Origin of the sequence: Streptomyces qaidamensis (assembly GCF_001611795.1) — a bacterium.
GTDB lineage: Bacteria > Actinomycetota > Actinomycetes > Streptomycetales > Streptomycetaceae > Streptomyces > Streptomyces qaidamensis.
The window spans coordinates 2,835,083-2,853,578 of the sequence record NZ_CP015098.1 but is presented as its reverse complement, the minus strand read 5'-3'; the positions used below and the strand labels follow the sequence as shown (position 1 = coordinate 2,853,578).

The window sequence follows — 18,496 nt, the reverse complement described above, 5'->3', positions numbered from 1 at the left end:
GCTCAGAGCGCGAGCGCCGCCGTGTGGACCGCCCTCACCAGCCGGCCGTTCTCCGGAGCCGCCCCGCCCGGGAAGGCGAACCGGCGGCGCGTGTAGCCGTAGGCGAGGCCGCTCCACGGGTCCGCGAAGGCCTGGGAGCCGCCCGCACCGCTGTGCCCGATCGTCCCGGCGCCGAGGAACGGGTGCCACGTGTCAGCCGTCATCTGGAAGCCGAGCCCGAAGGACTTGTGGGCCCGGGCCACCAGGTCGTAGCCGGTCGAGTGGAACTGGCCGAACTCCGCCACGGTGTCGGGCTTCAGCAGCGCCGGCTGCTCGCCCACCTCGCTGATCGCCGCCGCGTACATCCCCGCCAGGCCCCGCGCGGACGCCACCCCGCCCACCGACGCCGGGCCCTTGGCGCGGATCAGCGGCATGTTCGGGAGGGAGACGAGGTCGGTCGGCTCCGCCGCGTTGCCGTTGAACGCGATCGAGGCCAGGGAGTGCGGGCCCGTGGGCGTGGCGTCCAGGACGGCCTGCTGGTCCGGGGTCGGGACCATCGGCTGGGTGGTGCGGAAACGCGGTTCCTCGGGCGCGGGCAGACCCAGGTGGAAGTCCAGGCCGTACGGGGTCCGGATGCGCTCCTGGTAGACCTCCTGGAGCGTGCGGCCCGTCGCACGGCGCACGACCTCGCCGGCCAGGGCGCCGGCGCCCAGCGCGTGATAGCCGAACGCCGTGCCGGGGCGCCAGAACGGCCGCTGGTCGGCGAGGCGTTCGGCGAGCTGGCGGTCGTCGGCCAGCTCCGCGAGCGTGAAGCCGGTGTCCGTACCGACCACGCCCGCCCGGTGCGCCAGCAGGTCCCGCACCGTCAGGGCGCCCTTGCCCTCGGCCGCGAACTCGGGCCAGTAGTACGTCACTTTGCGGTCCAGTTCGAGTGTGCCGTCCTGGACGAGCAGAGCCACGACCAGGTAGGCGGCGCCCTTCGTGGACGAGAACACACCGTAGAGGGCGTCCGCGCCGGTCCCCGCCCACAGGTCGACGACCCTCCGGCCATGGACATGGGCGCACAGCTGCCCCTCGTAGTCGGCTCGCTCCCCGGCGACGAACGCGGCGAACTCCTCGCGCACCGCCTCGAAGCCGTCCGCCACGGTGCCGTGGATCTCCTGCGTCATCCGCTCTCCTTGACTGAAGCGCTGTGTGCCACTGTGAACAATGCCCTCGCCACCTGCGGGAATTCCCCCTTGGGATGGTCCCGGAAGAGTGGTTCGGTACCGAACAGGACCGTCCGGTCCCCGCTGACGACCGAGGCCTGCCCGGAGGCGGCGCCTGGACCGCCGGTGCCGTCCCCGAGCGGCCGCCAGTGCCCGGAGACCAGCGGGTTCCCGGTCGCGTACGACTGCTCCACACGGACGCCGGGGCCCGGGTCGGTGAACCAGAGCGGGGCGTAGACGAAGCCGTGGGCCGGCGCGTCGCGCGTGACGGCGCCCGAGTTCGTCACCCGCACCACACCGTTCGCATCCGCGTTGCCCTCCACCGGCTTGACGGCCAGCCGGCCCGCCGCCGCGTTCAGAGCCGCTCCGGTCGCGCCCCGGCCGACCAGGCCGTGCCCGTCCAGGAAGATGTCCAGGGCCTGCCGGGCGGGGGCGGTCAAGGCCGCGCGGTCCAGGCCGGCGGACACGAACAGCACGTCCGCGCCGGACGAAGGCCAGTCGAAGCCCGCGTTCAGGACGGCCGTCGAGACCGGCGTGACGTCGAAGCCCATCTCCCGCAGGGCGAACAGCTCACCCGGCGTGACGGCGGCGGCGACGTGGAGGCGGCGCAGCGGTGCCGTGCCGGTCTGGCGGGTGGCCGTGAAGGGCACGTCGTGGGCGCGGGCGGCCGTGCGCGCCTCGCGGCGGGCCGACGCCGGGACGATCGCGCTGCCGTCCGCCGCCAGCCGGACCGGGACGCCTTGCCGCAGCAGGGAGTTGAGGGCCGCGATCTCGCGCGGATCGGTCAGCCGCAGCCGCAGGTTGCCGTGCGCGGGCACGTGGGCGACTGGTGCGGCCTCGCCGACCGGGCGCAGGGGAGCGCCCCGCAGGCTGCCCGACGGCACCCGCTCGACCGTGGCGCCCCACAGACTGCCCAGGCTCCAGCCGGAGATGTCGTACATCACCGAGACCTTGCCGCTGATGTCCCGGCCGTCGGCCAGCAGCACGTTCGCCATGCCGCGTTTGGGCTGGTGCATGTCGACGACGTACGAGCCGCCGGGGTGGGTGCGTCCGGCGAGCCGGAAGGGGCGGGTGGCGCGGGTGACCCGGACGCCGTTGGCCAGCAGGTGGTCGACCAGGCGGGCCGTGGCGGGTCCCGAGCGCTGGGTGCGGGCGCCGGCGGGCGGGATGACATAGGCGCGCGGGAACGTGGTCGTGTAGACGTCCTCCGGGCCGATGCCGGGGACGCCGGGGACCGTCCGCGGGGACACCGGCACCTGCGCGGCGCCCGTCGCGCCACGGCGGAAGACCTCGATCTGGTCGGTGATCAGGGTGCCGCGGTGCTCGCGGACGTGGTCCAGGGTCGCGCGGATCGCCGCGCCCGCCACGGCCGTGTTGACCGCCGAACGGCGGCGCAGCTCCGGCACCGGCAGCTCGTCGTACTCCTCGTTGTTCACCGCCAGGGGGATCTCCACCGTGTGGGCGGCCACCGTGCCGTGGAAGGCCGCGTACTGCGGGGTGAAGATCGGCGGCCAGTCGTCCCAGCCCTCCTCCTGGTCGCGGAAGGGGATCTGGGCCGCCTCCACGCCGTCCTTCGCGGGCGTGTAGCCGAGGGCGTTGACCGCGGACTCCATGCCGAGGGCGTTGGCGTAGCTGTTCTTCAGGAAGAGGTCGTACTCGTAGTTCTCGCCGTGCGGGGGAGTCGTCGGCTCGATGAGGGTGCCGTTGACGTAGCCGTGCAGGTCGAGCAGGACGGCCGGCTGCTTGCCGATCTCGATCTGCCGCATCGCCCGCGTCTCGGGCTGGGAGGCCGTGACGAAGTCCCGGTTCAGGTCGAAGCCGTTGGCATTGGCGCGGGTCCCGGCGATCCGGCCGTCCGGGTTGGCCGTGATGTTGAAGTACAGGCGGCTGCGCGCGAGGAGGTCCCTGGTCTTCGCGTCCTTCGCGGTGGCGAGCTGCTCGACGACCTTCAGGGAGGCGTCCGTGCCCTCCCACTCGTTGCCGTGGATGTTGCTGTTGACGAAGACCGGTGTCTTGTACTCCCGCTTGATCTCACGGGACGTGGCCGCAGCGGCGGGCGCGTTCTCGATCAGGTCGCGCATCCGCTCCTGGGCGCGGGCCTGCCGGGTGGACTCCGGGGCGGTGACCGTGACGAGGTAGAGGCGGTGGCCGCCGGCCGAGCGGCCCGTCACCTCCACGCTGACCCGGTCGCCGAGGCGCTGCAGGGAGTTCAGCTTCGGCGCGATCGCGTGGTACGGCGTGAGACCCAGCTTCAGGGACGTGTCGCCGGGGTTCTGAGCGTCGGGGGAGAGGGTCTGGCGCCGGGGGTAGCCGCGGGTGGTGGTGCCGGTGGAGGAGTCCGCGGTCAACGCGCGTCGCGCCGCGCTCGCCGGAGCCCGCGCCGCGCGGTCGTCCACGGCGGAGCCCTCGCGGGTGACGGGTAACGGGTCGGCGCCGGCCGCGCCGGGAGCGAGCAGGAGTGAGCCCGCCGTGGCCAGGGCCAGGGCGGCGATCAGTGCAGGTCTCGCGGGAACGCTTCTCGTGGTGCGCACGCGTGCCTCCTCCGGGGCTTCCTGAGATCGGTACGGCGAGGTGTACCGGTTCGACTCAATGGCAACAAGGGCGCCTTGGTGTCACCGAAGCCCCGTACGGCCCTGTAGAGGAGCGCCCCGGCCCGCCCCGATAGGGTTTCTCCATGCGCGATCTAGGGGCAGGTTTCCGGTACCTCCTGAAGGGCCAGCGATGGGTGGCCCGGCACGGCAGGAGCTACGGCTTCGGCCTGGTCCCGGGCCTGATCACCCTCGTTCTGTACGCGGCGGTGCTGGTCGCGCTGGCGCTGTGGGGCGAGGACGCCGTGACCTGGGCGACGCCCTTCGCCGACGACTGGTCGAGCCCGTGGGCCGGCCTCTTCCGCGGCTTCCTGACCGCCGTGCTGTTCGCCCTCTCCCTGCTCCTCGCCGTCGTCACCTTCACCGCGGTGACCCTGCTGATCGGGCAGCCCTTCTACGAGAACCTCTCCGAGAAGGTCGACCGGGACGTCTCCCCGGACGGGCACGCCCCCGAGTCGGGGCTGCCGCTCTGGCGCGAACTGTGGATCTCCGCCCGCGACAGCCTCCGCATCGTGGCGCGGGCCGCCCTGTGGGGTGTGCTGCTGTTCGGGTGCGGCTTCATCCCGGTGGTCGGGCAGACGGTCGTCCCGGTGGTCGGGGTCTTCGTCACCGGGTTCTTCCTCACCGAGGAACTGACCGCCGTCGCCCTCCAGCGCCGCAGCGTCGAACTGCGCACCCGCCTCGCCCTGCTGCGCTCCCGCAAGACCCTCGTCTGGGGCTTCGGCGCGCCCCTCGCCGCGGCCTTCCTGGTGCCGTTCGTCGCGGTGTTCCTGATGCCCGGCGCGGTCGCGGGCGCCACCCTCATGGCGCGTGACCTGCTGGACGAGGAGACCCGTGAGGACGGCGAGAAGGGCGACCAGGCCGCTACGACCCTTCCGCGGCCACCCTCAGGATCGCCCTCACCTGGGCGATGATGTCCAGCCGGTTCCGCACGAACTCCGGATCGGTGACCTCGGTGGTGTTCCCGGGACCGAACTGCAGCACCGGCGTGTGCACATGCCCGCCCGGCAGCGTGTCACGCAGCCCGAGCCGGTCCCGGAGCAGCGTCGCCCGGTAGGCGATCTCGTTGGAGAGGTAGTCCCCGCCGCCGCCCGCGCGGGCGGCCGAGCCGGGGGTGGGCCCGTCGGGGCGCACGACGGGCTGGGTACCGCCCGCCGGGATCTCGGTGACGCTCGTGTTGTCGTACACGGGGAAGCGGCCGGTGGGGGCGGCGACGATCGCCGCGTACGGCAGCGTGGTCGTCGTCCACTGGGGCTGCGAGGCGGGGTCGGCGACCGGGACGGTCTCGGTGCGGCCGACGTTCTCGTTGTCCCCGAAGCCGCCCCGCCAGGCCCCGTTGGTCCGCTCGATGTCGAAGCGCCCGACCCGGCCCTGGCTCACCGTCGTGAAGAGGTCGACCTCCGGCAGGTGCGGCCGCAGGGTCCGCTCCACCGTGCCCTCGGTGAAGTCCTGCCAGCGCACCGGGAAGACGGCCGTCTCGATCCGGGCCGGGCCGTCCGCCGTCGCGATCACCGTGCCGTCGAGGGCCAGCGCGGTGGCGCCGGACGGGTTGGAGATACGGACGTCCCGGTCCAGCGTGAACGGGTCGAAGCCGGTGAGCAGGATCCGCTTCAGGCCCTTGCCGTGCGGATAGCGGATGGCGTTCTGCCCGCGTGAGGAGCGCTCCAACTCGTCCAGAAGTGCGGCCCGCTGTCCGTCCGTCAGACCGAAGCCCGGCTCCCAGGTGCGCACTTCACGCGTCATGCCGAGCCGCGCCCAGTACAGCGGCCGGTCGTCGTCCCGGCTCAGGTCCCCGCCGGCTGGCCCGCGCCCCTGCGCCCGGTCGACGGCACGCTGCCACAGCCGCGCACCCTCGCGCGCGACCGCCCGGCGGGCCTCCCCGTAGGTGCGGGCCGCCTCCAGCGCCCGGGCCAGCCCCGGGGCCACGGTGTCGAATCCGGAGCGGCGCAGGATCTCCTGCGGGGCGGCTCTGCCGAGCCGCTGCTCCTCGACGGTGGGGGAGGGGGCCGCCGGGGCGGCGCTCGCGGCCGTCGGGGTGGTGAGACCGGTCAGCAGGGCGAGGCCGAGGACGCCAAGGCGAACACGTATGGAGTTCAAGGGGGTTGGGGCCTTCCGTCGCGGTGGGGGGGCGGTGCCGGACGGACCGCAGTATCGCGTGACGGGTGTGGTCGACGCCATGGGCGGGGCTCAGGGGAACCCCTCACCCCTCACCCCCACCGCGGTAGCCGGCCGGTTCAGCCGTCGCCCTCGCCCTCGCCGAGCAAGGTCAGGAAGTCCCGGAACGCCGACGCCATGTCGACCGACTCCGGGTCCAGCAGCCACTGGTACTGCAGCCCGTCCAGGACCGCCACGAGGAGGGGGGCGGCCCGCTCGGGGGTGAGGCCGCTCGGCAGCCGGTCGCCGTACTCGGCACGCAGCACCCCGGCCATGCCTGCCCGCACCCCGGCGTAGCGCTCCGTGAAGTACGCCCGGGCCGGGTGCTCCTCCGTCACGCTCTCGCCGAGCAGCGCCGAGAAGGTCTGGATGATGGCGGGCCGCATGGCGTTGTACTCGACCAGGGAGGCCAGCAGGTCCAGGCGCAGCCGGCCGGCGGGCAGCGCGTCCCAGCGGTCCCGCTCCTGGAGCACCGCCACCAGCAGTGCCTCCTTGGTCGGGAAGTGGTGCAGCAGCCCCTGCTGGGTGAGCCCGACCCGTTCGGCGACCGCGGCCAGGCTCGCCCCCCGGTAACCGCGCTCGGCGATCACCTCCAGAGCGGCCCGCACGATCTCCGCGCGCCGTTCCTCGCTCCTCGTCCTGGCCGTCATGGCGTCACCGTACGACATGTCGAACCGTCGATTATTACGAAAAGATAACGAAACCTACCGTCTCACAGGTGACCCGTGCACGATGGTGACATCCAGCGGCTTTCGACGTGGAGGTGCCGACGTGGCGGAGACAGCAGAGGTACGGCGTGAGGCGGCGGTCGAGGCCGCTCTCGGCAAGCTCGACCTGGACGCCAAGACGCGGCTGCTGGCCGGCCAGGACATGTGGAGCCTGCCCGCGCTGCCGGAGGCCGGACTGGCCTCACTGGTCATGTCCGACGGCCCGATCGGCGTCCGCGGAGTGCACTGGAGCGCCGACGACCCGTCCGTCGCCCTGCCTTCGCCGACCGCCCTCGCCGCCACCTGGGATCCCGGCCTCGCGCACCGGGCCGGCGTGCTGCTGGCCCAGGAGGCCCGCCGTAAAGGCGTCCACGTCCTGCTCGCCCCCACGGTCAACCTGCACCGCTCCCCGCTCGGCGGCCGCCACTTCGAGGCCTACAGCGAGGACCCGTACCTCACCGGGCGGATCGGCACCGAGTACGTCCGCGGCGTCCAGTCCGGCGGTGTCGGCACCACCGTCAAGCACTTCGTCGCCAACGACGCCGAGACCGACCGCTTCACCGTCAACAACCTCGTCGGAGAACGCGCCCTGCGCGAGCTGTACCTGGCCCCCTTCGAGGCGATCGTCGAGAACGCCCACCCCTGGGGCATCATGACCGCCTACAACTCCGTCAACGGCCCGACCATGACCGAGCACCACTACCTGGTCAACGAGGTCCTGCGCGGCGCATGGGGCTTCGACGGGGTCAACGTCTCCGACTGGACCGCCGCCCGCTCCACCACCGGCGCCCTCGCCGGCGGCCTCGACATCGCCATGCCCGGCCCCGGCACCGTCTTCGGCGAGGCCCTCGCCCGGGCCGTGCGCGACGGCGAGGCCGACGAGGCCCTGGTCGACGAGGCCGTCCGCCGCGTGCTGCGCCTCGCCGCCCGGGTCGGTGTCCTCGAAGGGGCCGAACCGGTCGTCACCGACCCGCCCGGCGGCGTCGACGGTGAGGCGCTCGCCCGCGAGATCGCCCGCCGCTCCTTCGTCCTCGTCCGCAACGAGAACGGCGCCCTGCCGCTGAGGCCCGGCCGGGTCGCGCTGATCGGCGCCGCCGCCCGCGACGCCCGTGTCCTCGGCGGCGGCTCCGCCACCGTCTTCCCCGCCCGGGTCGTCTCCCCGCTCGACGGCCTCACCGCCGCCCTCCCCGACGGCACCCTCACCTACACCCTCGGCGCCGACCCGTACACCGAACTCCCCATCGCGGACCGGGGCTTCGAGCTGCGCGCCGTCTGCCGCGACGCGGCCGGCCAGGTCCTCGGCGCGCGCTCGGCCCCCAGCGGCCACATCCAGTGGATGGGCGCGGACCTCCCCGAGGGCGTCACCCACGAGAACCTGCACACCGTCGAACTGACCGGCACCTTCACCCCGCGCGAGAGCGGCACACACACCTTCGGCATCAAGGGCCTCGGCCCCTTCCGGCTGACCGTCGCGGGCACCACGTACTACGACGACGTCCAGCGCCCCGCCGGGGACGACCCCTTCCTGACCTTCTTCGGCCCGCCGGTCCCTCACGCCGGGGTCGAACTCACCGCGGGCGAACCGGTCGAGGTCTCCCTCACCTACACGGTCCCGCCGCTCGACGACCACCCCCTGCGGGTCATCGGTTTCACCCTCGCCCACCAGGACCCGCAGCACGACGCCGACGAGCGGATCGCCGAGGCCGCCGAGGCCGCCCGGGCCGCCGACACGGCCGTCGTCGTGGTGGCCACCACCGACCGCGTGGAGTCCGAGGGCTTCGACCGCACCGACCTGCGCCTGCCCGGCCGTCAGGACGACCTGGTCCGCGCCGTCGCCGCCGCCAACCCGAACACCGTCGTGGTCGTCAACTCCGGCTCCCCGGTGGAGCTGCCGTGGCGCGACGACGTCGCCGCCGTGCTCCTGTCCTGGTTCCCCGGCCAGGAGGGCGGCGCGGCCCTCGCCGAGGTCCTCACCGGCGCCCACGAGCCCGGCGGCCGCCTGCCCACCACCTGGGGCGGCCTCACCGACGCCCCGGTCACCCAGGTCGTCCCGGAGAACGGCGAACTCCCCTACGACGAGGGCGTCTTCATCGGCTACCGCGCCTGGGAGAAACACGGCCGCAGCCCCGCCTACCCCTTCGGTCACGGCCTCGGCTACACCGACTGGACCTACGACTTCGTCGAGGTGGCGGAGGCCGCCGGGACGACCACGGCGAAGGTCCGCCTCCGCAACACCGGCGACCGCCCCGGCCGCGAGGTCGTCCAGGTCTATCTCTCCCCGGCCGACCCCGACCCCACCCGCCCGGCACGCTGGCTGGCCGGCTTCGCGAGCGTCGAGGCCGCACCGGGTGCCGGCGCCGAGGCGACGGTCGAACTGCCGCGCCGCGCCTTCGAGATCTGGGACGAAGCGACCGGCTCGTGGTCGTTTGTGAAGGGTTCGTACGAGATCCAGGTCGGACGCTCGATCACGGACCGCAGGATCACCGCGACGATTAACGTCTGATCCGGGACAGGTTTCCCCACCAGCGGCCCCGGTCCGGGACCTGACCTCCGGACCGGGGCACCAGGTCTGTCACGGGCCCCCTCAGCGGGTGCCGAACCCGTACACCGTCTCCGAGCGGAACACTCCGCCCGGCCGCAGCACCGTCGTCGGGAAGTCCGGCCGGTTCGGCGAGTCGGGGAAGTGCTGGGTCTCCAGCGCGATGCCGTCACCGGGCGCGAAGGGATCGCCCAGGTGGTCGGCGGTGTACAGCTGGAGGCCCGGCTCGGTGGTCGCCACCGTCAGCACCCGCCCGGACGCCGGGTCGTGCAGCTCGGCGACCTCCACCGCAGTGTCCGTCACACCCTTGTCGAGCACGAAGTTGTGGTCGTAGCCGGAGCCGGTCTTGCGGGCCTCGCGGAAGTCGAAGCGTGTGCCGGTCACCTCGTCCGGAGCGCCGACGGGAATCAGGTCCTCGTCGGCCGGCGTGTACCGGGAGGCGGCCAGCCACAGTTCGTGGCCGCCCGCGTCACCGGAACCGGCCAGGTTGAAGTAGCTGTGGTTGGTCAGGTTCACCACGGTCGGCGCGTCCGTCACCGCCTCGTACGCGATCCGCAGCGCACCGCTCTCGTCGAGCGTGTACGTCGCCGATACCTCCAGCCGCCCCGGGAAGCCCTCCTCGCCGTGCGGGCTGATCCGCGTCAGCCGCACGCCGTGCTCCACGGGCTCCGCCTCCCACACGCGCTGGTCGAAGCCGCGTACTCCGCCGTGCAGCGAATTCGGCCCGTTGTTCGGTTCCAGCGCGTACGTCCGCCCGTCCAGGGTGAACCGGCCCCCGGCGATGCGGTTGGCGTACCGCCCGACCAGGGCACCCAGGTACGGCTCCGGGTGGGCCAGGTAGCCGTCGAAGTCCGGGAACCCCAGCACCACGTTTCCGGCCCGGCCCTTGCGGTCCGGCACCTCCACGGACTGCACGATCCCGCCGTACGACAGGACCCGCACCCGTACACCGGCCCGCTCCAGGGTCCAGCGGTGAACCGGGGTCCCGTCGGAAAGTGTTCCGAAGAGTTCGTTCATGTGCGGAACTCTAGGCCAGGGTCCGCCTCAGGGCCTCTTCGCGGTGACGGTGCGGTAGGCGATCTCCGCCAGCCGGGCCTGTCCGTTCACGCTGGGGTGGAAGTAGTCCCAGCGGCTCAACTGGGCGGTGCCGAAGCGGTAGTCGTACACCGCGCCCCCGTCGTAGCGGCAGCGCTTGTCCTCGGCGCAGACGTCCCTCAGGACCTTGTTGTAGTCCTCCACCCGCTTCTGCACCGTGCTGCGCCGCAGGGTGGCCGCCGAGTCCAGGGCGTCCGGGTCGCCCAGCATCGACGGGCAGATGCCCAGCTTCCACACCTGCTTGCTCATCGGGCTGGTGCGGCCCTCGGACCACAGGCGCTTCAGGTTCGGCACGCTCGCCACGAACACCTGCGCCTTGGGCAGGGCCTTGCGCAGGGAGCGCAGAGAGTCCTCGAAGTCGGCACGGAAGGCCGAGACCGGAGTCATCGCCGCGGGCGTCGACCGGCAGGCGTCGTTCGCCCCGATCATCACCGTCACCAACTGCGGCCTGCGCCCCACCGCCCGGGCCATCTGTCCGGGCAGATCGGCCATCCGGGCCCCGCTCACGGCGTAGTTCCAGCTCCGCCGCGCGGCCCCGGCCCTCCCCAGCAGCCGCACCGCGAGCGAGTCGACCTCAGGACTGCCACCGGTCGCCCAGGACGCCTCCGGACAGTCCGACAGCACGTCACAGGCGTCGAACCCGCGTGTGATGGAGTCACCGACGGCCGCGACGGAACCCGGGCTGCGATCCCACAGGGGCGTGGGCGTCGGGGACGGCTTCGCGGGCTCGGACGGGGCGGCGGAATCGCCCCCCACCGCATCACACCCGGCGACCCCCAGCACGCCCGCCGCGACCACGGCCAGAACGCCCCGTGTACGACGGCCTCGCTTCCGCATCCCTGGTCCATCCCCTCGCCGCGCCGTGCCTGTCTCCCCCAACCCATAACAACGCACGAGGGTTCCCGACCGGTCAGGTGCAACGGCTCACACCCGTACAAGCGTCCCCCTGGGTGAATGGCAGGCGTTTCCCGGCACCTGGACCGACCGTACGTCACACTCCTTGCGCCCCCGCACGGTAGCCTCGCCATCAACGTGACCCGCCCGGTCACAGCCGTTCCGCCCGTTTGCACCATGTCCCGCTCTGCCCGGAGGTTCCGGTGACGACACGTGGAGTTCTGTACGTGCACTCCGCGCCGCGCGCGCTGTGTCCGCACGTCGAGTGGGCCGTCGCCGGGGTGCTCGGCACACGCGTCAGCCTGGACTGGATCCGTCAGCCGGCCGCCCCGGGCACCTGGCGCTCGGAGTTCTCCTGGCAGGGCCAGGCGGGCACGGCGTCCAAGCTGGCCTCGGCGCTCCGCGGCTGGCACCTCCTCCGCTTCGAGGTCACCGCGGAACCCTGCGCCACCGCCGAGGGCGAGCGCTACAGCTGCACCCCCGACCTGGGCATCTACCACGCCGTCACCGGCATCCACGGCGACATCCTCATCCCCGAGGACCGGCTCAGAGCGGCCCTGCAGCGCAGCAGACAGGGGGAGACCGACCTGGAGGCCGAACTCAACAAGCTGCTCGGCAAGCCCTGGGACGACGAACTGGAACCGTTCCGCTACGCGGGCGAAGGCGCCCCGGTCCGCTGGTTGCACCAGGTGGTATAGGGCTTTTGTCTTCAGGGGCGCGGGGCTGTTTCGACGTGCGGCTCCGCCGCGTCGGCGCGAACAACCCCCACCGGCCCGCACCCGGCACACAACACGACACAAAACGGCGAGTGGCCCGGACTCAAGAAGAGTCCGGGCCACTCGCCGTAAGGGCGAATCAAACCGTCCGGAACGCCAGCACCACGTTGTGCCCACCGAACCCGAACGAGTCGTTCAACGCGGCGATACGGCCTTCGACGGGCAGCTTCCGAGCCTCCCCACGGACGACGTCGGCATTCGCCTCCGCCTCCGGGTCCAGGTTCTCCACATTGATCGTCGGCGGAGCCACCCGGTGGTACAGCGCGAGCACGGTCGCCACCGTCTCGACACCACCGGCGCCTCCCAGCAGATGCCCCGTCATCGACTTCGTCGCGGACACCGCGAAGTGGTCCGCGTCGTCGCCGAACACCTTCCGCAGCGCCTTCAGCTCGGCGATGTCCCCGGCCGGCGTCGACGTCGCGTGCGCGTTGACGTGCACGATCTCCGCCGGGTCCAGGTCGTTGCGGTCCAGCAGGTTCTGCAGGGCGTGCGAGATGCCCCGTCCCTCCGGTTCCGGCTGCACGATGTCGTGCGCGTCGGCGGAGATGCCCTGCCCGACCGCCTCGGCGTACACCCGGGCACCGCGCTTGGCGGCGTGCTCGGCGGACTCCAGGACCACGACACCGGCGCCCTCACCGAGGACGAAACCGTCGCGGGCGGTGTCGTAGGGGCGCGACGCGCCCTGCGGGTCGTCGTTGTTCTTGGACATCGCCATCATGTTGCCGAACGCGGCGATGGGCAGCGGGTGGATCGCCGCCTCCGTGCCACCGGCGACGACGACGTCGGCACGGCCGGTGCGGATCATCTCGATGGCGTAGCCGATGGCCTCGGCGCCCGAGGCACAGGCGGAGACCGGCGTGTGCACGCCCGCCCGGGCACCCACGGCCAGACCCACGTTGGCCGACGGGCTGTTGGGCATCAGCATGGGCACGGTGTGCGGGGAGACGCGGCGGACGCCCTTCTCCTTCAGCACGTCGTACTGGTCGAGCAGTGTCGTCACGCCGCCGATACCGGAGGCGATGACCGCGCCGAGCCGGTCGGGGTCGATGGCCGGGTCCTCGCCGGCCTTCGCCTCGAAACCGGCGTCGGCCCAGGCCTCCTTGGCCGCGACCAGCGCGAACTGCGCCGAGCGGTCCAGGCGGCGGGCCTGCGGCCGCGGGATGACCTCGGTCGGCTCCACGGCGACCGGGGCCGCGATCCTGACGGCCTGGTCGGCCGCCCAGTCCTGCTCAAGGGGCTTCACGCCGGAACGTCCGGCGATGAGGCCCTCCCAGGTAGAGGCTGCGTCGCCACCCAGCGGTGTGGTTGCGCCGATACCGGTGACGACCACGGTGCGATTGGTCGAGCTCACGGGAATTCTTTCTCCAACGGATCCGAGGATTAAGCGGCGCCACCGCCGGGTGGCGGGGCAGTCAGCCCAAGGGCCTGATCGGCTGATCAGCCCTGGTGCTTGAGGATGTAGTCGGTCGCGTCACCGACGGTCTTGAGGTTCTTGACGTCCTCGTCGGGGATCTTGACGTCGAAACGCTCTTCAGCGGCGACGACGACCTCGACCATGGACAGCGAGTCGACGTCCAGGTCGTCGGTGAAGGACTTGTCCAGCTGGACGTCCTCAACCGGGATGCCGGCGATCTCGTTCACGATCTCGGCGAGACCGGCGACGATCTCTTCCTGAGTGGCGGCCATGTCGGCGCTCCTTCGTAGATATTCAGAGGGTGTGGCAGGTGTTTCCGCCCGCACCGGATCGCATGATCCGGCACGGAGTGCCTAGGGGAGGGTAACGACAGTCGCGGCGTAGACGAGACCCGCCCCGAAGCCGATGACGAGCGCGGTGTCGCCGCTCTTCGCCTCTCCGGTCGCCAGGAGCCGCTCCATCGCGAGCGGGATCGAGGCGGCCGAGGTGTTGCCGGTGGTGCGGATGTCACGGGCGACGGTGACGTGCTCCGGCAGTTTCAGGGTCTTCACCATCGAGTCGATGATCCGCACGTTGGCCTGGTGCGGGATGAAGACGTCCAGGTCGTCCACGCTGATCCCGGCCGCGTCCAGCGCCTGCTGGGCGACCTTCGCCATCTCGAACACGGCCCAGCGGAACACCGCCTGGCCTTCCTGGGTGATCGCGGGGAACTTCTCGACCGTCCCGTCGCGGTAGTCCGTCCACGGCACCGTCTGCTTGATGGTCTCGGACTTGTCGCCCTCCGAGCCCCACACGGTCGGGCCGATCGCGGGTTCCTTCGCCGGGCCGACCACGACCGCGCCGGCACCGTCGCCGAACAGGAAGGCCGTCGCGCGGTCCTCCAGATCGGTCAGGTCGCTCAGCCGCTCGACCCCGATCACCAGGACGTACTCCGCCGAGCCCTCGACGACCATGCCCTTGGCGAGCGTGAGGCCGTAGCCGAAGCCCGCGCAGCCCGCCGAGATGTCGAACGCGGCGGCCTTGGCGGTGCCCAGCTTGTCGGCGATCTCGGTGGCGACGGCCGGGGTCTGCTTGAAGTGCGAGACGGTCGAGACGATCACGCCGCCGATCTGCTCGGCGGTGATGCCCGCGTCGGCGATGGCCTTGCCTGATGCCTCGATCGACATCGCGGCGACGGTCTCCTCGTCGCAGGCCCAGTGCCGCGTCTCGATGCCGGAGCGCGAGCGGATCCACTCGTCGGACGACTCGATCGTCTCCAGGATCACCTCGTTCGGCACGACCCGGGTCGGGCGGTAGCCGCCGACGCCGAGGATGCGCGCGTACGGGGCGCCCTTGCTGGGCTTGATCTTCGCCATGCTCTCGGGCTCCTTCTCAGGCACTCTGCTCGGCGATGAGCTCGCGGGCCGCGTCGAGGTCGGCGGGGGACTTCAGGGCCAGCGTCTTCACGCCGGGCAGGGCCCGCTTGGCGAGGCCGGTGAGGGTGCCGCCGGGGCACAGCTCGATCAGGGCCGTGACGCCGAGGCCCTTGAAGGTCTCCATGCACAGGTCCCAGCGGACGGGGTTGGCGACCTGGCCGACCAGACGCTCCAGCACCTCGGTGCCGCCGGCGACGGCCTGCCCGTCCTTGTTGGAGACGTAAGGGAGCTTCGGGTCACCGGGCGCCAAGGCCTCGGCGGCCTTCGCCAGCGTGTCGACCGCGGGAGCCATGTGGTGCGTGTGGAACGCGCCGGCGACCTTCAGCGCGACGACCCTGCGCACGCCCTCCGGCTTGTCCGCCTCCAGCGCGGCGATCTGCTCCTTGGTGCCGGCGGCGACGATCTGGCCCGCGCCGTTGATGTTCGCCGGCGTCAGGCCCAGCTTCTCCAGGTGCGGAACCGTCACGGCGGGGTCGCCGCCCAGCAGCGCGGCCATGCCGGTCTCGGTGACGGCGGCGGCCTCGGCCATGGCGAGCCCGCGGGTGCGGACCAGGCGGAGGGCCTCCTCGTGCGGGAGCACCCCGGCGAGCGAGGCGGCGGTGATCTCGCCGACGCTGTGCCCGGCGACGGCACCGACCTTCCCGGACAGGTCGGCCGGGTCGTCGAAGAGCAGCTGCGCGGACGCCAGTCCGGCCGCGACCAGCAGCGGCTGCGCCACCGCGGTGTCGCGGATCTCCTCCGCGTCGGCCTCGGTGCCGTAACGGATCAGGTCGATCCCCGCGGCGTCGGACCATGCCTCCAGGGCACCGCGGACACCGGGGAGGTCGAGCCATTCAGTCAGGAAGCCGGGCGTCTGAGCGCCCTGGCCGGGAGCGACGAGTACGAGCACTCTCACACTCTCTCTTGGGGACGGGCACGGCCGCCCGTGGGGACAAGGACGAAGAACACGGGGGGGGTTTGTCGAGCCCCGACAAAACCTTAGGGCTGGAGATCTCCATCGACCAGACGCCCCAGGATCAACGCGATCCGCAGTGTGAACGCAGAGCGTACATCGGAGGGTGACCAACCGGTGACGTCAGTCACACGTCGAAGCCGGTAGCGGACGGTGTTGGGATGAACGAACAGCATCCGGGCGGCGCCCTCCAGACTGCTCGCCTGTTCGAGGTAGACACTGAGGGTTTCCAGGAGCGCGGCCCCGGCCTCCTCCAGCGGTCTGTAGATCTCCTCCACCAGCTGCTCACGGGCCGAGGGATCACCGGCCATCGCCCGCTCCGGGAGCAGGTCGTCCGCCAGGACCGGGCGCGGGGCGTCCTGCCAGGCGGAACACGCCTTCAGCCCGGCCGCGGCGGCCTGCGCGGACCGGGTCGCGGCCTGCAGGTCGGGCACCACCGGGCCCGCCACGACCGGCCCGGCGGCGAACGGTCCGATGAGCGACTTGGCGACGGCCAGCGGGTTGTCACTGCCGCCCGCGATGACGACCAGCCGGTCGCCGAGCACGCCGGTGAGCACCTGGAGCTTCGCGTGCCGGGCCGCGCGCCGTATCGCCTCGACGGTCAGTTCGCTGTCCCCGTCGGGCGCCGTCCCGAGCACCACACACACGTGCTCCGGCGAGTTCCACCCGAGGGCGGCGGCCCGCGACACCGCCCCCTCGTCGGCCTCGCCGCTGAGCACGGCGTTCACGACCAGGGACTCCAGCCGGGCGTCCCAGGCACCCCGTGCCTCGGCGGCCTGCGCGTACACCTGGGCCGTCGCGAAGGCGATCTCCCGGGCGTAGACGAGCAGCGCCTCGCGCAGCACCCGCTCGTCGCCGGGGGCCGCGACCTCGTCGATCGCGCTCTCCATGACCTCGATGGTGGTGCGCACCATCTCCACGGTCTGGCGCAGGGTGATCGCCCGGGTCAGCTCGCGGGGCGCGGTGCCGAACACGTCGGTGGAGATGGCCTGCGGGGCGTCCGGATACCGGAACCACTCGGTGAACGCGGCGATGCCCGCCTGTGCGACCAGACCGATCCAGGAACGGTTCTCCGGGGGCATGGCCCGGTACCAGGGCAGCGTCTCGTCCATCCGCGCGATGGCCTGCGCGGCGAGCGATCCGGACGACTTCTCCAGCCGCTTCAGCGTCGCGGCATGCGGATGGACGTCGTGGGCTGCGGCTTCGTTCTTACCGGTTTCGGGTTCGGGCACGGGACAAGACTGCCTTATCAGGACGGGAAGGTGGGCCGCCGGGTCTACGGTGGACTCCGTGATGGACGTGAGGCGCGCGGGCGAGCGCTACCCCGGAGGGGATCCGGCCGCAGGGATCGAGACCTGGCACGCCTTCTCCTTCGGGTCCCACTACGACCCGGACAACCTCCGTTTCGGCGCGGTGCTCGCGTGCAACGAGGAGCGGCTGGCGCCCGGGGCGGGGTTCGACGAGCACCCGCACAGCCACACCGAGATCGTGACCTGGGTGGTGGAGGGTGAGCTGACCCACCGGGACTCCACCGGGCACGAGTCGGTCGTACGGCACGGCGATGTGCAGCGGCTCAGTTCGGCGGGCGGCGTGCGGCACGTGGAGCGCAACGACGGCCCGGAGCCCCTGACCTTCGTCCAGATGTGGCTGGCCCCGCTGCGGCCCGGCGGCGACCCGTCCTACGAGGTCGTCCGCGGCATCGCCGACTCGACGCCCTACGCCGTCCCCGAGGCCGGCGCGATGCTGCACGTGCGGCGCCTCGGCCCCGGGGAGCGGACGGCGGTGCCGGACGGGGCGTACGCGTACGTGCACGTCGTACGCGGAGAGATCCACCTGGACGGCGAGGAGCTGGGCGCCGGCGACGCGGCCCGGATCACGGACGCCAAAGGCCTGGAGGCCGAGGGCGCGACCGGGGCGGAGCTGCTGATCTGGGAGATGGGGCAGCGCTAGAGCTCGGCCCGCACAGCGTCCGTGAACGCAGGCCACACCTCGGTCGCCCACGGTCCGAACGCCCGGTCCGTCAGCGCCACGCAGGCCGCGCCCGCGTCCGGGTCGATCCACAGGAACGTACCCGACTGCCCGAAATGCCCGAACGTGCGCGGCGAGGACGACGAGCCCGTCCAGTGCGGCGACTTGGAGTCGCGGATCTCGAAGCCGAGTCCCCAGTCGTTGGGGTTCTGGTGGCCGTACCCCGGCAGGACGCCCTTGGTGCCCGGGTAGTGCACGGTCATCGCCTCGGCGACCGTGCGCGGATCCAGCAGCCGCGGCGCCTGCACCTCGGCGGCGAACCGCAGCAGGTCCTCGACCGTCGACACCCCGTCCTTGGCGGGGGAGCCCTCCAGGGTCGTCGAGGTCATGCCCAGCGGCTCCAGCACGGCCTGCCGCAGGTACTCCCCGAACGGGATGTCGGTGGCCTTCGTGACATGGTCGCCCAACTGCTCGAAGCCGGCGTTGGAGTACAGCCGCCGCTCCCCGGGCGGGGCCGTGACCTTGTGCTCGTCGAAGGCGAGGCCCGAGGTGTGCGCGAGCAGGTGCCGGACCGTCGACCCGGGGGGACCCGCCGGCTCGTCGAACTCGACGGCCCCCTCCTCGTACGCGACGAGCACGGCGTAGGCGGCCAGCGGCTTGGTCACCGACGCGAGCGGGAACCGCTGCCCGGCCGGCCCGTGGGTGCCGAGGACGGTGCCGTCCGCTCGTACGGCACCCGCCGCAGCGGTGGGAACCGGCCAGTTCTCGATCAGGGCGAGGCTCTTCAGCGACATGCGTTCGAGCCTA

At 72.3% G+C, this 18,496-nt stretch carries 16 protein-coding genes; 4 read left to right on the top strand and 12 right to left on the bottom strand.

Annotated features, from left to right (window positions below; translation table 11 throughout):
- Window positions 1-2 precede the first annotated feature (2 nt).
- Complete coding sequence (locus A4E84_RS12500; RefSeq protein ID WP_062926640.1) at window positions 3-1,148, bottom strand: serine hydrolase domain-containing protein; 1,146 nt, start codon at window positions 1,146-1,148, stop codon at window positions 3-5.
- A complete protein-coding gene (locus A4E84_RS12495; RefSeq protein WP_062926639.1) occupies window positions 1,145-3,718 on the bottom strand; it encodes a M14 family zinc carboxypeptidase in 2,574 nt (857 codons plus the stop codon). Before A4E84_RS12495 ends, A4E84_RS12500 begins: the two co-directional genes overlap by 4 nt.
- A 143-nt stretch (window positions 3,719-3,861) precedes the next feature.
- On the opposite strand from A4E84_RS12495, the gene A4E84_RS12490 reads away from it, so the two are divergent.
- Window positions 3,862-4,689, top strand: coding sequence for an EI24 domain-containing protein (locus A4E84_RS12490; protein WP_062926638.1), 828 nt, complete (start codon window positions 3,862-3,864; stop codon window positions 4,687-4,689).
- Here the strand turns inward: A4E84_RS12490 and A4E84_RS12485 are convergent.
- Both A4E84_RS12485 and A4E84_RS12480 read right to left on the bottom strand, forming a co-directional pair.
- Window positions 4,640-5,872, bottom strand: coding sequence for a pyroglutamyl-peptidase I (locus A4E84_RS12485; protein WP_062926637.1), 1,233 nt, complete (start codon window positions 5,870-5,872; stop codon window positions 4,640-4,642). The two genes, A4E84_RS12490 and A4E84_RS12485, sit on opposite strands and share 50 nt — an antisense overlap.
- Before the next feature lie 137 nt (window positions 5,873-6,009).
- Entirely contained in the window at window positions 6,010-6,597 is a 588-nt protein-coding gene (locus A4E84_RS12480; RefSeq protein WP_062926636.1) for a TetR/AcrR family transcriptional regulator, read from the bottom strand.
- A 64-nt stretch (window positions 6,598-6,661) separates the two neighbouring features.
- Here A4E84_RS12480 and A4E84_RS12475 point away from each other — a divergent pair, with 64 nt between their 5' ends.
- Window positions 6,662-9,139 (top strand): beta-glucosidase H, encoded by a 2,478-nt coding sequence (locus A4E84_RS12475; RefSeq protein WP_062926635.1) that lies wholly within the window; start codon window positions 6,662-6,664, stop codon window positions 9,137-9,139.
- Window positions 9,140-9,220: 81 nt separating this feature from the next.
- On the opposite strand, the gene A4E84_RS12470 is transcribed toward A4E84_RS12475, so the two are convergent.
- On the bottom strand, window positions 9,221-10,192 hold the full coding sequence (locus A4E84_RS12470; protein WP_062926634.1) for an aldose epimerase family protein: 972 nt from the start codon (window positions 10,190-10,192) through the stop codon (window positions 9,221-9,223).
- Between the two features lie 27 nt (window positions 10,193-10,219).
- On the bottom strand, window positions 10,220-11,107 hold the full coding sequence (locus tag A4E84_RS12465; RefSeq protein WP_062926633.1) for an SGNH/GDSL hydrolase family protein: 888 nt from the start codon (window positions 11,105-11,107) through the stop codon (window positions 10,220-10,222).
- A 260-nt stretch (window positions 11,108-11,367) separates the two neighbouring features.
- On the opposite strand from A4E84_RS12465, the gene A4E84_RS12460 reads away from it, so the two are divergent.
- The gene (locus A4E84_RS12460; protein WP_031131293.1) at window positions 11,368-11,862 is read left to right on the top strand and encodes a DUF3145 domain-containing protein; all 495 of its coding nucleotides are present in this window, start codon (window positions 11,368-11,370) and stop codon (window positions 11,860-11,862) included.
- Between the two features lie 157 nt (window positions 11,863-12,019).
- Here A4E84_RS12460 and fabF read toward each other — a convergent pair whose 3' ends face one another.
- The 5 genes from fabF to fasR all read right to left on the bottom strand — a co-directional run bounded on the left by fabF (window position 12,020) and on the right by fasR (window position 16,953).
- Window positions 12,020-13,291 (bottom strand): beta-ketoacyl-ACP synthase II, encoded by a 1,272-nt coding sequence (gene fabF, locus A4E84_RS12455; RefSeq protein WP_062926632.1) that lies wholly within the window; start codon window positions 13,289-13,291, stop codon window positions 12,020-12,022.
- An 86-nt stretch (window positions 13,292-13,377) separates the two neighbouring features.
- Window positions 13,378-13,626 (bottom strand): acyl carrier protein, encoded by a 249-nt coding sequence (locus tag A4E84_RS12450; RefSeq protein ID WP_003989952.1) that lies wholly within the window; start codon window positions 13,624-13,626, stop codon window positions 13,378-13,380.
- Window positions 13,627-13,707: 81 nt separating this feature from the next.
- Entirely contained in the window at window positions 13,708-14,709 is a 1,002-nt protein-coding gene (locus A4E84_RS12445) for a ketoacyl-ACP synthase III (protein ID WP_062926631.1), read from the bottom strand.
- Between the two features lie 16 nt (window positions 14,710-14,725).
- Window positions 14,726-15,658 (bottom strand): ACP S-malonyltransferase, encoded by a 933-nt coding sequence (locus A4E84_RS12440; RefSeq protein ID WP_062926630.1) that lies wholly within the window; start codon window positions 15,656-15,658, stop codon window positions 14,726-14,728.
- Window positions 15,659-15,747: 89 nt separating this feature from the next.
- Window positions 15,748-16,953, bottom strand: coding sequence for a fatty acid biosynthesis transcriptional regulator FasR (fasR, locus tag A4E84_RS12435; protein WP_033306127.1), 1,206 nt, complete (start codon window positions 16,951-16,953; stop codon window positions 15,748-15,750).
- 61 nt (window positions 16,954-17,014) lie between these two features.
- Between fasR and A4E84_RS12430 the strand changes: the two genes are divergently transcribed.
- Window positions 17,015-17,671, top strand: coding sequence for a pirin family protein (locus tag A4E84_RS12430; RefSeq protein WP_107308486.1), 657 nt, complete (start codon window positions 17,015-17,017; stop codon window positions 17,669-17,671).
- Here the strand turns inward: A4E84_RS12430 and A4E84_RS12425 are convergent.
- Window positions 17,668-18,483, bottom strand: a complete 816-nt coding sequence (locus A4E84_RS12425; RefSeq protein WP_062926629.1) for a serine hydrolase domain-containing protein — start codon at window positions 18,481-18,483, stop codon at window positions 17,668-17,670. The two genes, A4E84_RS12430 and A4E84_RS12425, sit on opposite strands and share 4 nt — an antisense overlap.
- Window positions 18,484-18,496 lie beyond the last annotated feature (13 nt).

Excerpts from the sequence above, each read along its gene's own strand:
- A4E84_RS12500 (WP_062926640.1), bottom strand. The coding sequence starts at position 1,148 with ATGACGCAGGAGATCCACGGCACCGTGGCGGACGGCTTCGAGGCGGTG.
- A4E84_RS12490 (WP_062926638.1), top strand. The coding sequence starts at position 3,862 with ATGCGCGATCTAGGGGCAGGTTTCCGGTACCTCCTGAAGGGCCAGCGA.
- A4E84_RS12480 (WP_062926636.1), bottom strand. The coding sequence starts at position 6,597 with ATGTCGTACGGTGACGCCATGACGGCCAGGACGAGGAGCGAGGAACGG.
- A4E84_RS12475 (WP_062926635.1), top strand. The coding sequence starts at position 6,662 with ATGGTGACATCCAGCGGCTTTCGACGTGGAGGTGCCGACGTGGCGGAG.
- A4E84_RS12470 (WP_062926634.1), bottom strand. The coding sequence starts at position 10,192 with ATGAACGAACTCTTCGGAACACTTTCCGACGGGACCCCGGTTCACCGC.
- A4E84_RS12465 (WP_062926633.1), bottom strand. The coding sequence starts at position 11,107 with ATGCGGAAGCGAGGCCGTCGTACACGGGGCGTTCTGGCCGTGGTCGCG.
- A4E84_RS12450 (WP_003989952.1), bottom strand. The coding sequence starts at position 13,626 with ATGGCCGCCACTCAGGAAGAGATCGTCGCCGGTCTCGCCGAGATCGTG.
- A4E84_RS12445 (WP_062926631.1), bottom strand. The coding sequence starts at position 14,709 with ATGGCGAAGATCAAGCCCAGCAAGGGCGCCCCGTACGCGCGCATCCTC.
- A4E84_RS12430 (WP_107308486.1), top strand. The coding sequence starts at position 17,015 with ATGGACGTGAGGCGCGCGGGCGAGCGCTACCCCGGAGGGGATCCGGCC.
- A4E84_RS12425 (WP_062926629.1), bottom strand. The coding sequence starts at position 18,483 with ATGTCGCTGAAGAGCCTCGCCCTGATCGAGAACTGGCCGGTTCCCACC.